General features: G+C 69.9%; 22 protein-coding genes and 1 tRNA gene. 8 read left to right on the forward strand and 15 right to left on the reverse strand.

From position 1 onward, the window contains the following. Positions 1-166: 166 nt before the first annotated feature. The 12 genes from ACIBBH_RS12865 to ACIBBH_RS12920 form a co-directional block, all read right to left on the reverse strand. The gene (locus ACIBBH_RS12865; protein WP_399404278.1) at positions 167-463 is read right to left on the reverse strand and encodes a hypothetical protein; all 297 of its coding nucleotides are present in this window, start codon (positions 461-463) and stop codon (positions 167-169) included. A 2-nt stretch (positions 464-465) separates the two neighbouring features. After that, positions 466-2,574 (reverse strand): FtsK/SpoIIIE domain-containing protein, encoded by a 2,109-nt coding sequence (locus tag ACIBBH_RS12870; RefSeq protein ID WP_399404279.1) that lies wholly within the window; start codon positions 2,572-2,574, stop codon positions 466-468. An 88-nt stretch (positions 2,575-2,662) separates the two neighbouring features. Then, positions 2,663-2,839: a hypothetical protein gene (locus ACIBBH_RS12875; RefSeq protein ID WP_399404280.1), complete on the reverse strand. Its 177-nt coding sequence runs from the start codon at positions 2,837-2,839 to the stop codon at positions 2,663-2,665. Then, complete coding sequence (locus ACIBBH_RS12880; RefSeq protein WP_399404281.1) at positions 2,839-2,994, reverse strand: hypothetical protein; 156 nt, start codon at positions 2,992-2,994, stop codon at positions 2,839-2,841. Before ACIBBH_RS12880 ends, ACIBBH_RS12875 begins: the two co-directional genes overlap by 1 nt. A gap of 37 nt (positions 2,995-3,031) precedes the next feature. Then, entirely contained in the window at positions 3,032-3,235 is a 204-nt protein-coding gene (locus tag ACIBBH_RS12885) for a hypothetical protein (protein WP_399404282.1), read from the reverse strand. Positions 3,236-3,330: 95 nt separating this feature from the next. After that, the gene (locus ACIBBH_RS12890) at positions 3,331-3,666 is read right to left on the reverse strand and encodes a hypothetical protein (RefSeq protein WP_399404283.1); all 336 of its coding nucleotides are present in this window, start codon (positions 3,664-3,666) and stop codon (positions 3,331-3,333) included. Then, on the reverse strand, positions 3,663-3,839 hold the full coding sequence (locus ACIBBH_RS12895; protein ID WP_399404284.1) for a hypothetical protein: 177 nt from the start codon (positions 3,837-3,839) through the stop codon (positions 3,663-3,665). The genes ACIBBH_RS12890 and ACIBBH_RS12895 overlap by 4 nt, the downstream gene beginning before the upstream one ends. Further along, the gene (locus ACIBBH_RS12900; protein WP_399404285.1) at positions 3,836-5,398 is read right to left on the reverse strand and encodes a hypothetical protein; all 1,563 of its coding nucleotides are present in this window, start codon (positions 5,396-5,398) and stop codon (positions 3,836-3,838) included. Before ACIBBH_RS12900 ends, ACIBBH_RS12895 begins: the two co-directional genes overlap by 4 nt. Positions 5,399-5,588: 190 nt before the next feature. After that, positions 5,589-5,972 carry a DUF6907 domain-containing protein gene (locus ACIBBH_RS12905; RefSeq protein ID WP_399404286.1) on the reverse strand — a complete coding sequence of 128 codons (384 nt, stop codon included), beginning with the start codon at positions 5,970-5,972 and terminating at the stop codon, positions 5,589-5,591. Then, on the reverse strand, positions 5,969-6,613 hold the full coding sequence (locus tag ACIBBH_RS12910) for a hypothetical protein (RefSeq protein ID WP_399404287.1): 645 nt from the start codon (positions 6,611-6,613) through the stop codon (positions 5,969-5,971). The genes ACIBBH_RS12905 and ACIBBH_RS12910 overlap by 4 nt, the downstream gene beginning before the upstream one ends. Then, a complete protein-coding gene (locus tag ACIBBH_RS12915; RefSeq protein ID WP_399404288.1) occupies positions 6,610-6,879 on the reverse strand; it encodes a hypothetical protein in 270 nt (89 codons plus the stop codon). The genes ACIBBH_RS12910 and ACIBBH_RS12915 overlap by 4 nt, the downstream gene beginning before the upstream one ends. Further along, the gene (locus ACIBBH_RS12920) at positions 6,876-7,271 is read right to left on the reverse strand and encodes a hypothetical protein (protein WP_399404289.1); all 396 of its coding nucleotides are present in this window, start codon (positions 7,269-7,271) and stop codon (positions 6,876-6,878) included. The genes ACIBBH_RS12915 and ACIBBH_RS12920 overlap by 4 nt, the downstream gene beginning before the upstream one ends. Before the next feature lie 200 nt (positions 7,272-7,471). On the opposite strand from ACIBBH_RS12920, the gene ACIBBH_RS12925 reads away from it, so the two are divergent. Then, entirely contained in the window at positions 7,472-7,705 is a 234-nt protein-coding gene (locus tag ACIBBH_RS12925; RefSeq protein ID WP_399404290.1) for a hypothetical protein, read from the forward strand. Between the two features lie 375 nt (positions 7,706-8,080). Further along, a tRNA-Arg gene (locus ACIBBH_RS12930) sits at positions 8,081-8,153 on the forward strand. A 110-nt stretch (positions 8,154-8,263) separates the two neighbouring features. Here ACIBBH_RS12930 and ACIBBH_RS12935 read toward each other — a convergent pair. From ACIBBH_RS12935 to ACIBBH_RS12945, 3 genes are all read right to left on the reverse strand, one after another. Beyond that, positions 8,264-8,518: a tyrosine-type recombinase/integrase gene (locus tag ACIBBH_RS12935; RefSeq protein WP_399404384.1), complete on the reverse strand. Its 255-nt coding sequence runs from the start codon at positions 8,516-8,518 to the stop codon at positions 8,264-8,266. A gap of 441 nt (positions 8,519-8,959) precedes the next feature. Further along, positions 8,960-9,811 carry a helix-turn-helix domain-containing protein gene (locus tag ACIBBH_RS12940; RefSeq protein ID WP_399404291.1) on the reverse strand — a complete coding sequence of 284 codons (852 nt, stop codon included), beginning with the start codon at positions 9,809-9,811 and terminating at the stop codon, positions 8,960-8,962. Between the two features lie 15 nt (positions 9,812-9,826). Next, on the reverse strand, positions 9,827-10,591 hold the full coding sequence (locus ACIBBH_RS12945) for a DUF6879 family protein (RefSeq protein WP_399404292.1): 765 nt from the start codon (positions 10,589-10,591) through the stop codon (positions 9,827-9,829). Positions 10,592-10,757: 166 nt separating this feature from the next. Here ACIBBH_RS12945 and ACIBBH_RS12950 point away from each other — a divergent pair, with 166 nt between their 5' ends. From ACIBBH_RS12950 to ACIBBH_RS12975, 6 genes are all read left to right on the forward strand, one after another. Next, positions 10,758-10,964: a hypothetical protein gene (locus ACIBBH_RS12950; RefSeq protein WP_399404293.1), complete on the forward strand. Its 207-nt coding sequence runs from the start codon at positions 10,758-10,760 to the stop codon at positions 10,962-10,964. 202 nt (positions 10,965-11,166) lie between these two features. Then, on the forward strand, positions 11,167-11,388 hold the full coding sequence (locus ACIBBH_RS12955) for a hypothetical protein (RefSeq protein ID WP_399404294.1): 222 nt from the start codon (positions 11,167-11,169) through the stop codon (positions 11,386-11,388). A 173-nt stretch (positions 11,389-11,561) separates the two neighbouring features. Further along, complete coding sequence (locus tag ACIBBH_RS12960; RefSeq protein ID WP_399404295.1) at positions 11,562-11,774, forward strand: hypothetical protein; 213 nt, start codon at positions 11,562-11,564, stop codon at positions 11,772-11,774. Positions 11,775-12,391: 617 nt separating this feature from the next. Continuing rightward, entirely contained in the window at positions 12,392-13,267 is an 876-nt protein-coding gene (locus tag ACIBBH_RS12965) for a DUF2797 domain-containing protein (protein WP_399404296.1), read from the forward strand. Between the two features lie 200 nt (positions 13,268-13,467). After that, positions 13,468-14,208 carry a response regulator transcription factor gene (locus tag ACIBBH_RS12970; protein WP_399404297.1) on the forward strand — a complete coding sequence of 247 codons (741 nt, stop codon included), beginning with the start codon at positions 13,468-13,470 and terminating at the stop codon, positions 14,206-14,208. After that, positions 14,205-15,863, forward strand: coding sequence for an ATP-binding protein (locus ACIBBH_RS12975; RefSeq protein ID WP_399404298.1), 1,659 nt, complete (start codon positions 14,205-14,207; stop codon positions 15,861-15,863). The genes ACIBBH_RS12970 and ACIBBH_RS12975 overlap by 4 nt, the downstream gene beginning before the upstream one ends. Positions 15,864-15,871 lie beyond the last annotated feature (8 nt).

Below are 15,871 nucleotides of genomic sequence, written 5' to 3' on the forward strand. Positions count from 1 at the left end.
TGTCGCCTGCGGAGCCTCTCGGCGAGGCTGGTTCCAGCCCGATTACGGCCCCTTGGGGCTACCCCCGAAACCCGAAACTCTGCAGCTCAGCCCCGATATCGGGGGCGAAACCGGTTTCGGGGCGGGGTGAAACCTCAGCCCCTTCCCGAAACCGGCTCGGCGGCCCCTACTCGCCGTCCTCGGGGGCTTCTTCGGGGTCCGGGTGTTCGGCCTCGTACTGGTCGCTGCACTGGCGGCACAGCCCCTCGGAGACCGGGGCGCCGGAACCGAGGAAGAGGTGATGCGCGCAGAAGTAGCCGCCGCAGCCGTACTCGTCGCCCCCGGGCTCGTTGCCGCAGAGGTGGGCCAGTCCGCGGTCGATCTTCTCGTTGCAACCGTCGTCTTCGCAGACGGCCTCGACGCTGTACCCGGCAGCGATCCGCTCGCCGTTTTTCCGGGTGATCTCGTAGTAGGCGTTGCCCATGGTCACTCCTCGTTGTCGTCGGTCTGGGGCAGTTCGGTGTAGCGGAGGCCCTTGGCACCGCCGCAGCACTCCCGGATGGTGAGCTGCTTGGTGGACACCTTGAAGGGCTTCAGCGCGGCGCTGAGGGCCGTGGACGCCCCGGCGGCGTCCATCTCCAGCCACGGCTTGTAGAGGTCCGGCCGGTAGGCGGCGAGGGCCTCGACGAGCCGGTGCGAGTGGACCGTCTCGACACCGTCGGGCCAGATGGCGCGAAGGTGGTCGAGGACTGTCTCCACGTCCAGCTCCTCGACCTGCTCGCCGACGCACTGACCGGACAGCGTGCCGGCGGCCGTGCGGAGCGCCAGGGCGCGCTTGGCAATGTCTTCGGCTTCGGTCTGCTTGATGAACGCGGCGCGTACCGTGATGCCCTCGCGGCCGCGGGCGAGGATGCCGGTTCCCTGCTCGTCGATGCTGATGTCCGTGGCGCGCAGGCCGCGCTCGTAGGCGCTGGTACCGAGGACGTTGTTGTTGGCCCGCCAGTCCATCACTGCCAGGCACAGGCGGGTGCCGACAGAGCTGGATACCGAGGTGGGCAGGGACGGGGCGTCCGGGTTCTGGGTAAGCAGGATGAGGATGATGCCGTAGGCGCGGGCCTTCTTGATCAGGCGGGTGGCGAGGGCGGCGGCTTCCTCCTTGTAGTCGGCGTGGGTGAACAGCTCCTGGACCTCGTCGATGACGATGACGCGCGGGCCCAGGTTCTGCCCGGGGTACTTCTCCGCCATGGCGCGGGTGACCTTGCGGCCCTCCGGGACCTCGGAGGCGGGCAGGGAGCGAACAAACGCAGCACGCCGCTGGTACTCCGCGATCCCCGACCGCATGCCCGCCATGGCGGCCTCGAGGTCTTCGTCTTCGTCGCCGGACACGTACCGGTGGCAGATGGACTTGACCGAGTCGAGGTCGCCGGAGCCCTTGAGCTCGAAAATCCACAGCTCAGCGGTGGGGTCGAGGGCGACACCGAGGACGATGGCGAGCGCGCAGGACGTCTTGCCGGAGCCGGGGATGCCTCCTACCAGCAGGTTCGAGTACATGAGGGTGATCTCTACGAGGTTGCCGCGCGGGTCGAAGCCGTAGGGCAGCGGCTCGTACACGTCGGCCTGGCCGTCCTTCATCAGCGGCCACAACTTTCGTCCGGCCTTGGCCGGGTCGCGCTGGGCAACCCACAGCACCAGGCGGCCAGGGTGGGCGGTGCGGTCGGCCTCCGGCCACACGGTAGAGATAGGCCGGCGCATGGCGGCCGCCAGGGCGGCCCGCTTCTCCAATACCGCGGTGGCCTCGATGCCCGGCGGCAGGTCGACCTCGGCTCGCCAGCCGGGCCCGTCGCGCATGACCTCGGAGGCGAACTCCACGCCGCGGCGGCCCTTCTTGCCCTCGATGCCGATCGCGGCGAGCGCGTCGAAGACCTCGGTGGAGTCCAGGCGGCGCAGCACGTTGGTGGCGACGTAGCGGGTGATGAGCGGCTTGTCGCCCTTCTTGCCGAAGCAGCCGGTGACCGCGGCGGCGGCAAGGTAGGCGGTGAAGGTCCAGCCAGGCACCAGGAACGCGCTGACCAGCGTGGTGATACCGGTGGCTGTGGCGACGGCGATGGAGGCGATGCGGCGCGGCCGGACGCGGCGGGAGTGCTCGCGGGACAGGGCGAGCCAGGCCTCGATGTCCGCTGAGGCGGCGGCCTTGGCCTCGACCGGCCGGGCCTCGGTGTCCGCGACCCACTTGCCCCAGCGGACGATCAGACGGCCGGTGCCACGCGGTGCGCGCAGCAGCAGCCGGGCGAGGTAGACGGGCGCCCGGAGGGCGTGGAAGGCGGTGACGTGCGCGTAGTAGGAGACCGTCCAGCGGGTGGCATCGATGAACTCGGCGGCGTTGCGCAGGAAGGTGGGTACGACGGGCGGGGCTTCGGCGAGGTAGGCCTGCTTCTCGGCGAGCCAGCTGCCGGGCTCGGCGCCAGCGTTAGGCGGGTCGACGGGGCGGGGCTCGGCGTCTTGGATGACGTCGATGATGGTTTCGGTCAGGGTGTCGTGGGTGTCCTCGGCGGGCGGGGGCATGTCCTTGTGGAGTTGTACGACGTTGTTCGTCATGCTGTGATCTCCGGTCGTTCTATTGGGCGGTCCGGGGCTCGGGGCGGCCGGCTGTCCTTGGTCGGGTGACGGCCGCCCCGTGGTGGAGCTACTTCTTGCCGCGCTGGTCTTCGCGTTCCTGCGCCTTCTCGCGGATCCGCTCGACACGGGCCTCAAGCCGTTTGGTCGACTTGCCCTTCTCGTGACGGCGCGCGATGCGGATACCGAGGGCGATGGCGCGGGCGAGCTCGTTCAAGTTGTGCGGGTCGCCAGGGGAGATGCCCATCACTTCTTCCCCTCGTGCTTGCGGGCGGCGGTGCGGGCTGCCGAGTCGCTGCTGTAGTTGCCGCCCTGGTGGCCGCAGCTGCAGGTGTACGAGTACGAGTAGCGGCCGTTGCCCTTGCCGGTGCTGGTGACGTGGGCTCGGTGCGTGCCGAACATGGGGTTCCTCTCGGGTCGGTGCGGGCGGGGGTGGAGGTCAGGCGATGGGGATCTCGGTGAACCTGAACTCGACGAACGTGACGTCGTCCGGGTGGCAGCCGCTCTCCTGGGCGACGTGGGCGGCGAGCGCCCCGCGGAGCTGCTTTTCGATGGGGCTCAGGGCGGTGTCGGTGTGGCCGTTGCGCGTACCGTCCTGGGGCTGGAATTCGATCCGCGCGTTCACGGCGTAGTTGTGCGTCATGGCTTCCTCCTGGTGTCGGGCCGGGCTGTTCCGGCCCCACCGCACCCCCGCAGTCGTGGGCGTAGGCCCACAACTGGCGGAGGACGGAAGGGCAGTCAGCGGCCCTTCTGAACGTCGCGCTGGTAGTCCCGCCACAAGCCGCGCAGGACGATCGCGAGGATGGCGACGGAGATCCCGCCGATAGCGATGGCGATCGACGCGATCGCGATCCCGACGCCGCCGACGCAGACGGCGCACCCGATGGCCAGCCATTCGCCGGTGCTGCGGCCGGGCTTGTGCTGGTGGGCGCAGGCGGGCGCTTGGGCGGCCTGCTGGGCGGTGGCGGCCTTGGCCAGCTCGACGGCGGCCAGCGCCAGCTGCACGGCAACGGTGTCCGTCGCGGCTTCCCGCGCGGCGGCCTCCGCCTTGTCGAGGGGGGTGGGCTCGTTCATGCCGTCCACCTCCGGACGCGGCGGGCGACGCGGGGCCACAGCAGGACGCTGGCCGCGAGCGCAAGGACAGCGGGCTGCGAGACGAGGGCGACGGTCACCGACAGGACGATGGCGAGCAGCACCGGGTAGGCGACGAGGAGACCGACGATGGCACCGAACACGATGGGCTTCATGACCGCTCCTCCGGCTTCGTGGTGACCACCTGGCGGCGCAGCTCGGTCGCGTCACGGCGGCTCAGGTTGAACTCCTCCTGAAGGCGGGCGATCGTCACCGGCCGGTGCGTCGTCCTGACCAGGTCCCGGTTCAGCTTCGCCGCCCTCTTCAGCAGTTCAGAGGGGGTGAGGGCGATGACCTCGGTTACCACCTGGCGGGGCTGTTCGGCGGGGACCGCGACAGGCCCGAGCGCGGGCGTGAGGCCGTCCTCGTCGTGCGGGCCGGCGGGGGGTGAGGGTGACCAGTCGTCGTCTGCCGGGGTGACCACTTCCGGGGTCGTTTCGGGGGGCGTCGGCTGGTCGTCTTCGGTGGTCGTCTGCGGGCTGCTGCAGAGGGTGCACACGCGGGAGATCCGCGCCCACACGTCGGCGGGGATGTTCGCGACGCCACAGACTCGGCACCGGCGAAGGGCGTCGGTCCCCTCGTCGACGTCCACCAGCCGTCCCCGGATGTTGTCCCACCGGAACGCGGGCGCCGGGTCTTCGGCGGTCACCTCGACCGGCTCGGGCCGGGCGACGAGGGGCAGCAGCCGCATCCCCGCGGGCACCACGGCCGGGCGCGCGGGCGGAAGCTCCGGCCGCTCCTCGGCAACCGTGTCGATATCGACACGACTGGCCCCGGCGCCCTCGGCAGTCGTTGCCGTCTGGGCAACATCTGCGTCCGTCAAGCTGACGGACGCAACCGTGGCAACTTCCCCACGGTTGACCCACGGGGACGGCAGGTCGATCGTGGCCAGCGCTGCGGCGTGCCGGCGGGCGGCGAGCAGGTCGAGGAGCTTGGTCCGCTGCTCTGCGCTCGCGCCGGCCTGCGCCCTCCCTACGGCCACGGACAGGCGCCGGGCCACCCTGGCACGGCCACGGGAGCCGGGCTCCATGTCGGCGAGCTTCGCGGCCAGGCCCACGGCCTTCACCGTCCACCGGTCCCGGGTGATCTGCTCCGCCGACCGGTCCCGCGTTGCCAGCCCGAGGCGGGACAGCATCCGCTCACGGCCCTCACGGGCGACCAGGGCGGGCAGGCTGCTGGAGTCCGCGCCCGGCCGGGCGTGCCGCAGCTCGATCCCCATGGCCAGGTGCCACAGCACGGCGGCGAGAACCGGGCCGACGACGGCGCGTACGGTGCCGCCGACGACCCCGGACTCGGAGTACGCGGGGATGACCTGCACGCCGGTGATAACCCACACCAGCAGGCCGGGCGTACCGGGGGCTCCCTGCGGTCCGCGCAGGTTTTGCCTGGCCATCAACGCGCAGGCGAACAGGGCCAGCTCGGCGGCGGCGAACATCGCGCCCCGCTCGGCGGCGGACGCCATGTCGAGGCGGTGCTCAGCGAACCGCCAGGACGTGTCGGCGCTGTAGGCGGTGCAGGCCATCGCGGCGAGCGAGGCGACCAGGACGGCGGCCGGGGGCCAGTCCGTGGCCTTGCGGACCATCCGGGCCAGCAGAGCGGCGGCCGCGAGGAGGAGAACACCGGCGAGGGACGCCGGCATCGGGTGGGCTTGTGCCCACGACGTCAGGGAGTTCATTCGCCCACCTCGGGCTCAGAGGCGCGCACTACTCGGTGCGCGGCGAGGGTGATGCCTTCGCGGTCGCGGCGGTCGTTGGCTTCGATCAGCGCGCTCATGAGGGCGGGGACAGCGGGGAGGGGCCGGGCGGACCGGCACGCCGCGGCGATGGCGGCGCGCTCGGTCGGCCGGCGCACGGGCCAGCGTGCGGTCACCGCTGCTCACCCCCGGTGAGGAGCACGGCCAGGCGGCGGGCCCGGTCGCGCAGCTGCTCGGCCTGCTCGGCGAGGGCGTCGGCCATCGCTTCGAGACCAGCCAGCCCGGTCGGGTGCCAGTCCGCGCCGATCTCGACGTTGACGAACACAGTCCGCAGGAACGCGTCGGAGGCGAACGGCCGGATCTCCAGCGCGGTGATCAGGTTGGTGACCGGCCCGGTCCGGGTGGGGAGTTGCAGCGGCTGGTCGGGGCCGACGTGGCTGATGTCGGCCCGGTGGACGTCCTGCTCGTGCTCGCCGGTGCACCAGTCGGGGCAGCGGAGTTCGAGCGGGCCGTGGTCGAGGGTGTGCACGGTGACGGTGCGGGGCTCGGTGGTCACTGGCCTTCACCCCGGGCGCGGACCTCGGCGCGGCTGAGCTGGTCGTCGCGGGTACGCGGCGCGTTTGTCAGCCAGGGGAACGGGCGGGTGCTGTCGGCGGCCTTGAAGACGCGGATCGCCGCGCTCTCCGGTGCGTCCGGCAGCGGGTACACCCTGCCGCCGTCGAGGGAGGCGAGGAGGCGGGCGCCGTGGTGCTCGCAGCCGTCCGCGCCGGCGTTGTGGGTGTCGAGGATGGTGACGACGATCGGGCCGTCGCACGGGGTGAGGTCCTCGGGGTGCGCGGCCGGGCAGCGTTCTCCCAGCTCAGAGGGGTTTTCCCGGGATCCCGGGAAAACCTCCTGCGATCCCAGGATGTTTCTGTCGTCCGGCTCGGCGCCGAGGGCGCGCAGCAGGATCCGCAGCGCCTCGGTGAGGCCACCGTGCGCCTGGGCGTAGGCGAAGACGTCGGCACCCTCGACCGAGCCGTAGGCGGCGAGCATGCGCTGACCGACACGGATGGCCGTGTTGAGTTCGCCGGGGTCCGGCAGTCCGAGCGGCCGAGCGGGGGCGAGTTCGGCGCGGGCGCGCTGGGCGGTGCCCCTGGCGTAGTCCTCGCGGCAGGCCGCGTGGAGCGCGGTGAGACGGTCCGTGTTTTGGATCACCGGGTCACCGCCTTGCGGATGGTGCCGGTGACGCCGGCCTCGGTGACGTGCACGGTGAGGGTGCGGCCGGCGGCGATCAGGCGGCGGTCCCGGCGGGCGAGGGACTTCCCGTATTCGGCGTACCGGGCCTCGGCCGCCTCGGCCTGCTCGCGGCAGGCGGGGCAGTGGGCGTGGTGGTCGGCGTCGGCGGCGGCCACGTAGATGTCCCCAGGCTGGCGGCCGGGGACGGCCCGCGAGGTGCGGGCCGTCTCGGTCGAGTTCGTCATGCGGCACTCCCGGCGAACGCGGTGAGCAGGGTGACGGCGGCGATGTACTCGGCCTTGCGGGGCCGGTAGGCGGCGACGAGGCGGGCGACCTGGCCGAGGGTCCAGCGGGTCACGGTGTGGGTGCGGTGGGCGCGGCCCCCGGCGACGGTGCGGCGGGTGCGGGCGGTCGCGGCCGGGGTGACGCCGAGCCGCTTGGCCACGGAGCGGAGGCCGTTGGCGACGCCGGCGGCGGTGTCCTTCGCGACGCCCGCGGCGATGGCCACGGTGGCGAGGGAGCGGGGGCGACGCCGGCAGCTGGCGGCGAGGCGGTGCGCGGCCGTGCGGCGGCGGAGCTCGGCGCGGAGCAGGCGGCGGGTGGTGCGGCGCTCGCGGCGGATGAGAGAGTTCGTCACAGCGGGTCTCCCGGTGTAGTCGGTGGATTCCGTCAGGCCCCGGGCCGGAGGGTGAGAGCTCCGACCCGGGCCGTCTTTGTGGCTACAAACCTAGAGTGTTTGTGGCTACAAAGCAAGGGGTTCGACGGGATGGTTTGTGGCTACAAAGGGGCGGGCTAGAGCCTTGCGGCCTGTGGCTACAAACCCGTACCCTCGCGGGCATGACACCCGAGGCTGAGGCCGAGTACGACACCCCCCGCCGCTTCCGCGCCCCTGACGACGAGTGGGAGCCGTTCGAGCAGGCGACGCGCGCTGTGCATCCCGAGGGGCGCAGCCCCCGCGCAAAGGTGCTGCGAGAGTTCATGCGCTGGTACATGAGGCGCCCAGGGGCAAAGCTGCCCGAGCGGCCGCCGGCCGGATCCTGGTCCACGCCCGGGCAGCGGCCCGACGCGTGACTCTGATGGCACTGCGCTGGCACCAAGAGGCCAAGACGCGTTCCGACGAGGATCAACCCAGCCGGATGGCGTACGGGCTGTGACCTGCGGCGGAGCGTCTCGGCTCGTCCCGGTCCGTCTGTGTCCGACGAGTCCCAACACACTGCTAATGCGGTTTGGGTCTTAAAGCCCATCGAGGGTTCAAATCCCTCCGCCTCCGCACCTGATCACCGAAGCCCCGGTCCCCACGGACCGGGGCTTCCGTGCTTCGGCGTTTCCGCAGGTCACAAGGGGTATGGGGAACGGATTTCACATGGCGGCGGCAGTCATGTAATGTTCTTCCTGTCGCCGCGAGCGGGCCGGAAGGGCCGGGAGCGGGGACAAAAAACAAAACAAGCACTCGTAGCTTAACGGATAGAGCATCTGACTACGGATCAGAAGGTTGCAGGTTCGAATCCTGCCGAGTGCGCAGAGAAACGCCAGGTCAGAGCCCTGATTCTCCCAAGTGGAGGTCAGGGCTTTTGCGTTGGCGTCTCACGGAATCTCACGCGTCACCGTCCGTGGTGGATCGGTTACAGCTCAGCCGAGCAGGTCCATCAGCTTCTCGGAGCCCGCCATGAGCGACTGCGGGTCGGGGTGGACGTAGGTGCGCTTCGTGAAGGACAGGTCGCTGTGTCCGGCCCACGCCGAGACGACCGTGTCCGGCACACCGTTGTTCGCCATCCACGACAGGCAGGCGTGGCGAGCGTCGTACAGCCGGGTCTTGCGGACCCCGGCGGAGGCCATGAGCTTGTACGCCTCGCGCCGCAGCTTGTCCTGCTCTGTTTGTCTCAGGACCGGTAGAAGGCCCGGTCGGACGCATACACCTCGTCGGCCACGGTAGCCAGCAGATCGTCGCTGGAGCGCCTGTCACACAGGGTGCCCAGGCCGGCCTCGAACTGCTTCAGCGTGCTCGTGGAGGGAGTCCCCTCACCTGCAGGGCCGTCGGTGCTCTTCGCGTTGGTCAGCAGCTCCGTCGCCGCATCCCAGCGCTCGCTGTCACTCAGGTGCCCTGCCCAGTCCGAGCAGGTCTGTGCCCAGCACTCCGCTATCCGAACCTTCTGGAAAACGTGAACTCGACGGCCGAAGGAGCTTCTTGCCCCGTCAAGCTCGCCGCTGATGCCGGCTTCCAGTCAGCCACCCACACGACCGAGTAGCACTGGCTCGTCCAAGGCCAGGTCACCGGCCTGAGTAGTCGAAATCGGCGGGGGCTCAGCTGTCTGCCGGACAGCCCCGTCAGCAGGAGCGCAACGCTCGTCTTGCTGCACTGACGAGGCTCTGCGCGTCAGTGCCGTACACGGCGGACTCGCGGAGCGTTCTCCAGGTCCGCAGATAGGTGTCGACGCTCGCCTCGTCGTCGATCCACAACTCCGCGTGCCAGTTTTCGACGATCACCTGGCGGTCGTCGTAGATCCAGAAGGCGGTGGCCGGGGGGATCTTGAGCGAGGCGGACAGCGGGATGATCCCCAGCTCGACCGTGTCCAGACCGATGGCTCCTGCGAGGCGATCAAGCTGGGCCGCAAGCACCGACGGCGGACAGATCAAGGCGTGAAGGGCGGCTTCCCACAGGAGGAGATGGAAGCGCTTCGAGGAGTCGTACAGCGCTTCCTGCCGCTTCATGCGGGACCGCACTGCTTCCTCGGTGTCGCGTGGTGATCGCTGTAGCTCCGCGTATCTCGTGAAGATCGACCGGGCGTAGTCCGGAGTCTGAAGAATCCCGAAGATCATGGAGGACTCCCAGCCGCGGAACACGGAGGCGTCGGCATGAGCGCTCAGGTGGGTGTCCTGGACCGCCTTGTGCCCCGAGGCCAGCTGACGCCGCCACGACCTGATGTGGGACTCGAAGCCCCGGAGGCGCGCGATCAGCTCGTCGTACGCCTCCGGCTGACCCGTTGCCTCCGCCCACTTGCGCAGGTCATCGGGCGTTGGAGTCTGCTTGCCGTTCTCCAGCCTGCTGACCTTGGACTTGTTCCACCCGTACTGCTCGGCGAGCTCGGCACCGGTGAGCCGACGTCCAGGGGCGGAGAGTCGGAGTTCGCGCAGTCGTACCCCGAGTGCTTTCCGTGCCTGCTGGTAGTCCGTGCTCACCGGTACGCACCTGCCTTAGTCCTCCTGCGCGGTCAGCCGTGCCGCGAACTCCTCGTACGGGACGGCATGATGCAGCGCCGCGTCGCGCACCATGGAGTACCGCAGCACCGCAGCAGGCTCCGTGATCAACTCGACGTTGACCAGGTTGTCGGCGTCATCGAAGTTGAGTAGCGCGACCAGCCGGGAGTCAAAGATCCAAAAATCTTGGGTGGGCAGACCAAGGCGGTCGGCGTCCTCTCGCCACAGGTTGAGGATCTTCTCTCCGACGAAGCTGTTACGGCGTGCGTTGTCGAGCAGGTAGAGCTGGCCAGCCGTGGGCGGGTTGTCGACGATGCGGACACGCTCGAACCGCTTGCCGAGGGCTACCTGCTCGCGGCGCTCCGCGCACCATTCCGCGTCGACTCCCTCCCAGTTGACGGGCTCGCCGCGCATGAACTGGGCGTACGTGCCCGTGAGCTCGTCCGATGCGTAGCGGCGGCGCGTCTCCAGGCGCCAGGCCGTGTGCTCGAACTGCGTGAAGAGTTGGTCGAACTCGTCCAGCCCGATGATGTCGGGCACACGGGCCACCTCCTTCGGGCCGAAGTCGACCAACAGCTTGCGCGGCACCACGATGGGCACCTCGTCCTCGTTCAGGTGCCGGAGCTGGGCGATGTCGTCGGGGTCGGTGAGGGCGGGGCCGTGCACGATGACCTCGCCTGTGTCGAGGTCTTCGTGAATGGACGGGCATCCGTTGACGCCGCTGCCCGTTCCATTGAAACGCAGTCGTCGGGTCGTGATCACGTCCTTCCCTCGGGGACCGATCTCCCAAGCTTCCACCAGACCAACGCATTACGTCCGAGCTTGGGTTGCCCTGGATCAGCAACCTTACGCAACTTCAATGAGGGGTCGAGCAACTTCGCGCAACTTCTATGGCGCCTGACAACGCCCGCTCCCTACCGTCGCGTTCATGGCTAGAGCAGACCAGGCTCAGGACGTCGATCCATACGTGGCCACCGAGTGTCTGAGGGCAGCCCTTTCTCGGGCAGGCATCGTGCTGCCCTCGCTGGCAGTCGATGCCGGCTCGCCCGCTCTCGGGCTCGTCGAACTGGGCCGTGTACGCGCCGATGTGGCCATGCGACTGGCAGAAGCGCTCCGGAAAGGCGGTGACGAATGAGCATCCCTGGCAGCCTGGAGGAGGACGGCGGGCTCCCTCCCCGGATGACGCTCAGGGTGTACACCGTGGACCACGAGGGTCGCATCACGAGCGACTCAGGGACGCACGGCTTCGAAGGCGCCGAGGGAGAGACGGCGAGAAGCCTTGGGCAGGAATTCCCGCCCTGCTCATGCCCGCATCACCGGGTCGTGAGGGCGGTCCAATGAGCGCTACGGACACCGAGACCGCCTCCTTGTCGCCGGAGTGCGCCGTCGCTGCGCGCCCCGGTTACGAGGACCTGCACACACAGTGCCGCCGGACGGAGGACGTTCCTCTGCCCCATGTCACCGGGCTCCTGCTCGTGCACCGCTGCACCTGCCTGTGCCACGGCTACAACCGCCAGGGCACCGCCCGAGTCGCCCGTTCCAGCCAGGTCACCCAGTAGCTCTCGCTGGGACGGGATCCGCAAGGCGCCCGCACCGCGGGTCCAGTCCTGGACAGGCTGGCAGATGGGGCGGGCTCGAACCGGTACAGCACGACCTGTCTCCGAAGGGGGCGGACCAGGCCGAAGCGGTCTGGAGCGCGTGCAGTGCGCTCGCCCACGGCGATATCCACAGCATGAGCCTCCTTGAGCGTGACGTTCTCGGCAGAGTGGGCAATGTCGCCCTTGCCCGGCTATCCACCGACTCCAAGATCCTGCTCTGGATCACCACGATTACCGTGCAGATGATCGAATACGGCTTCCAGCCATACAAGGAGCGGCGTCCTGCCATTCCGGCACGTGACGGCATGCTGGCCCGATGCAGTCAATCGCCGCCGTCAGCGACGTAGAAGGCCTTCTGTGCCGCGATGAGCCTGTCCACCGCCGCGATGAGATCGTCTCTTGCGGCATCGACAGAGTCCAAGACGCCCGCTCCAGCCAGGTCGCCCAGTAGCCCTCGCTGGAAGGGGATCCGCAAGGCGCCCGCGCCGCGCTTCAGCCTGGGACAGGCTGACAGGCGGGACGGGTTCGAGCCGGTACAGCACGACCTGTCTTCGAAGGAGTAGTCCATGACCGGCACGCTCGACCGGCCCGCAGGCACCCGCACGCGGGACCCGAAGGAACTCCTCAACGCCGTCCAGCCTCACGTCAAGCACCTGACGATCAACGTGCTGGACAGCGGCATGACCATCTGGGACCGCGAGGCAGCCGGCGCGCGCTGCGCGGGCGGGGTGCGACGGCCCGCAGCTCCTCGACCAGCGCGTAGAGGCGATCGGTGCGGTTCACACGGGCCACGCTACAAGTCCGGTACGCGGCTCAGCACTCCCTGCCGGCCGACTCCCCCTTGTTCAGCTTCTCGAGGTACTCGATCGCAATGCGGGTCTGCGGCTTCGGGCCTTTGCGTACCCGTACCGCGTCCTGACCACCGGGAGGGCATTGTCAGGGGTGCCGCCTACCCTCATGAGTGATGGCACAGGCATGGAAGTGCTCAGGGCTGCGGTGGTCGGCGGACGGTCCCGTGCTGGTGTGGGACGGCGGGCGGAGCAGTGCGCTGCCGTGGGGGAAGCGGGTGGCCTTCGGGGTCGCGGAAGGGGGAGTGCGGAGATGTGTGGGAGCGCGGGGGCATGCGTGTTCCGTTCGGGCGGCGGTGCCGGGGCGGAGTACGGGGGCACGGTGCGAGGAGTGTGCGCGGCTGGACCGGGCGCACTCCGTGGCGGCGGACACGATCGCGGACGATCGCCGGCCGTACCGCGTATATCTGGCGTGGTTCGGGCCCGGCATGGTCAAGGTCGGGATCACCGCCGTGGAGCGTGGGCCGGCGCGACTGCTTGAGCAGGGGGCCGTCTGTTTCAGCTGGCTGGGGGCCGGTCCGCTGATGGCCGCCCGGCGCACCGAGGAGCTGCTGCGCGCCGCGCTCGGGGTGCCGGACCGGATTCCGTACGCCGAGAAGCGGGCGGTGCGGTCCGCGTTGCCCGCGTCGGTGGAGCGGCGGGTGGCCGAGATCGAGGAGCTGCATGCGCGGGCCGTGGTGCTGGACGGCTGGCCGGAGTCGCTCACCCGCGCGCCGTGTCAGCCCGTCGATCACGCAGGGGCCTTCGGGCTGGAGGGGCTTCAGCCCGCCGTCGGGGAGATCACCGAGCTGGTCGCGGGCGGGTCGGTGAACGGTGAACTGGTGGCGGCGGCGGGGCCGGATCTGCACCTGGCCACCGGGCGCGGGATCGTCGTACTCGACACGCGGTTGGTCACCGGGTGGGAGCTGACCCAGGCCGGAGGCGGCGAACTCACCGTGCCGGTGCGGCGGCTCGCGGGGACCGGGGCGGGCGTGCAGGACGAGCTGTTCTGACGAGCGCCCTGACAGCTCGCGGATAGCGTTCTCACGGGTGGCGCAGACCACGTCCCCGGGCTTGTCCGTGCCACAGGGGGCCGCAACTTCTGGAAACGGGCGGCGAGTCCGGTCCTTCCTGAGAGATCCCTGTGTGTTTCTCAGGGAAATCACAGACAGTCGAAAGCGTGTTCTCAGAGGACCCCGAGAAGGTGTCCCCTATGACCACGACCTCGCCCCAGGGGCGTACCGAACTGCTGAGGCCGGACGGGAGCCCCGTCCGAGTGCTGGTGGTGGATGACGAGCTGTCGATCACCGAACTGCTGAGCATGGCTCTTCGTTACGAGGGCTGGCAGATCAGGAGTGCGGGTGACGGGCAGGGGGCCATCCAGACGGCCCGCGAGTTCCGGCCCGATGCCGTCGTCCTGGACATGATGCTGCCGGACGTGGACGGGCTGACCGTGCTCGGGCGGCTGCGGCGGGAGCTGCCCGACGTGCCGGTGCTCTTCCTGACCGCGAAGGACGCGGTGGAGGACCGTATCGCGGGGCTCACGGCCGGGGGCGACGACTACGTCACCAAGCCGTTCAGCCTGGAAGAGGTCGTGGCCCGGCTGCGTGGGCTCATCCGGCGCTCCGGTGCGGCCGACCGGAGGTCCGACTCCGTGCTGGTGGTCGGGGATCTGACCCTGGACGAGGACAGCCATGAGGTGTGGAGGGCCGGGGAGAGCATCCACCTCACCGCCACCGAGTTCGAGCTGCTGCGCTTCCTCATGCGCAATCCGCGGCGCGTGCTCAGCAAGGCGCAGATCCTGGACCGTGTGTGGTCGTACGACTTCGGGGGCCAGGCCAATGTGGTCGAGCTGTACATCTCGTACCTCCGGCGCAAGATAGACGCCGGGCGCGAGCCCATGATCCACACCCGGCGTGGGGCCGGTTACCTGATCAAGCCCGCCGCGTCATGAGCGGGCGACGACGGCCGCGTACGCAGAAGCGACGAGCGGGCAAGCCGCGCACGCTGCGGACGCGGCTCGTCGTCTCGATGGTGACGCTGATCGCCGTGGTGTGCGCCGTGATCGGCACGGTGACCACCCTCGCGCTGAAGCAGCACCTTTACGAGCAGCTGGACGACAAGGTGCACGACACCGCCATGCGTGCCGGGGGCGGCCACATGCTGCCGAAGGTCCCGAACGCGCAGGACCCCGCCGGTCCCGGGGACCCGGGCGGCGCCGTGCAGAACGCCGACCTCTCGGCGAGCGCCAAGGTGACGAAGCTCCTCACCAACGGTCCCACGCAGGAAAGGACCATCGCCGCCTACGTGAGGAACGGCAAGGTCACCAGCGCGGCCATCGCCAAGCGGAAGAACGACAGCAACGGCTCCTTCCAGCGCATGAACGCCGGTCCCCTCAGCGCGGCGCAGAAGGCGGCCGTCAACACGGTGCCGAAGGACGGCAGGGCGCACACCCTGGACATCCCCGGTCTGGAGGAGTACCGCGTCGAGTACGTCGTGAGCCACGACGGAAGTGACGCGTACTACGTCGCCCTGCCGACGGCAGACGTCGACGGCACCATCAACACCCTGATCCTCGTCGAGATCAGCGTCACGGCAGCCGGCCTCGCAGCCGCCGTGACAGCCGGCTACGTCCTCGTCGGCGTAGCCACCCGCCCCCTCCGCAAGGTCGCCGCCACCGCCACCCGGGTCTCCGAACTTCCGCTGCACACCGGCGAAGTGAACCTCAGCGAGCGCGTCCCGGAGTCCGAGTGCGATCCCCACACCGAGGTCGGTCAGGTCGGCGCGGCCCTCAACCGCATGCTCAACCACGTGCACGGCGCGCTGCACGCCCGCCAGCAGAGCGAGACGCGGGTACGGCAGTTCGTCGCCGACGCCAGCCACGAACTCCGTACGCCCCTGGCCTCCATCCGCGGGTACGCCGAACTCACCAGACGCGGACGCGAACAGGTCGGCCCCGACACTCGGCACGCCCTCGGCCGTATCGAGTCCGAGGCAGGACGGATGACCCTCCTGGTCGAGGATCTGCTCCTCCTCGCCCGGCTCGACGCGGGGCGCCCGCTGCAGTTCGAGCAGACCGACCTGATCCCGCTGGTCGTCGACACGATCAGTGACGCCCGTGCGGCCGGCATGGACCACAACTGGCGGCTCGACCTGCCCGACGAGCCGGCCCTCGTGTCGGCGGACGCGGCGCGGATTCAGCAGGTGCTGGTCAACCTGCTCGGCAACGCCCGCAAGCACACCCCGCCCGGTACGACCATCACCGTGCGCGTGCAGCGACGCGGCCCGTGGATGTGCCTGGACGTCGAGGACAACGGCCAGGGCATCCAGCCCGACCTGTTGCCGCACGTCTTCGAACGCTTCGCGCGAGGCGACTCCGCACGGTCGCGGTCCACCGGGTCGACCGGCCTCGGGCTCGCCATCGTGCAGGCGGTCGCGGCCGCGCACGGCGGTGCGGTGACCGTGGACAGCGTGCCGGGGCGGACCGTGTTCACCGTGCACCTGCCGGCGCTGGGCCCGGCCGTGCCGCGTCCGGCGCCCGAAACGAACTGGCAATCGCACTCACAGCTACAGCACAGTGCCACCACATGGGTGCAACAGGGCGTCTGACCAGAGTC

This window comes from Streptomyces sp. NPDC051636, from assembly GCF_044453765.1.
In the GTDB taxonomy this organism is placed as follows: Bacteria; Actinomycetota; Actinomycetes; order Streptomycetales; family Streptomycetaceae; genus Streptomyces.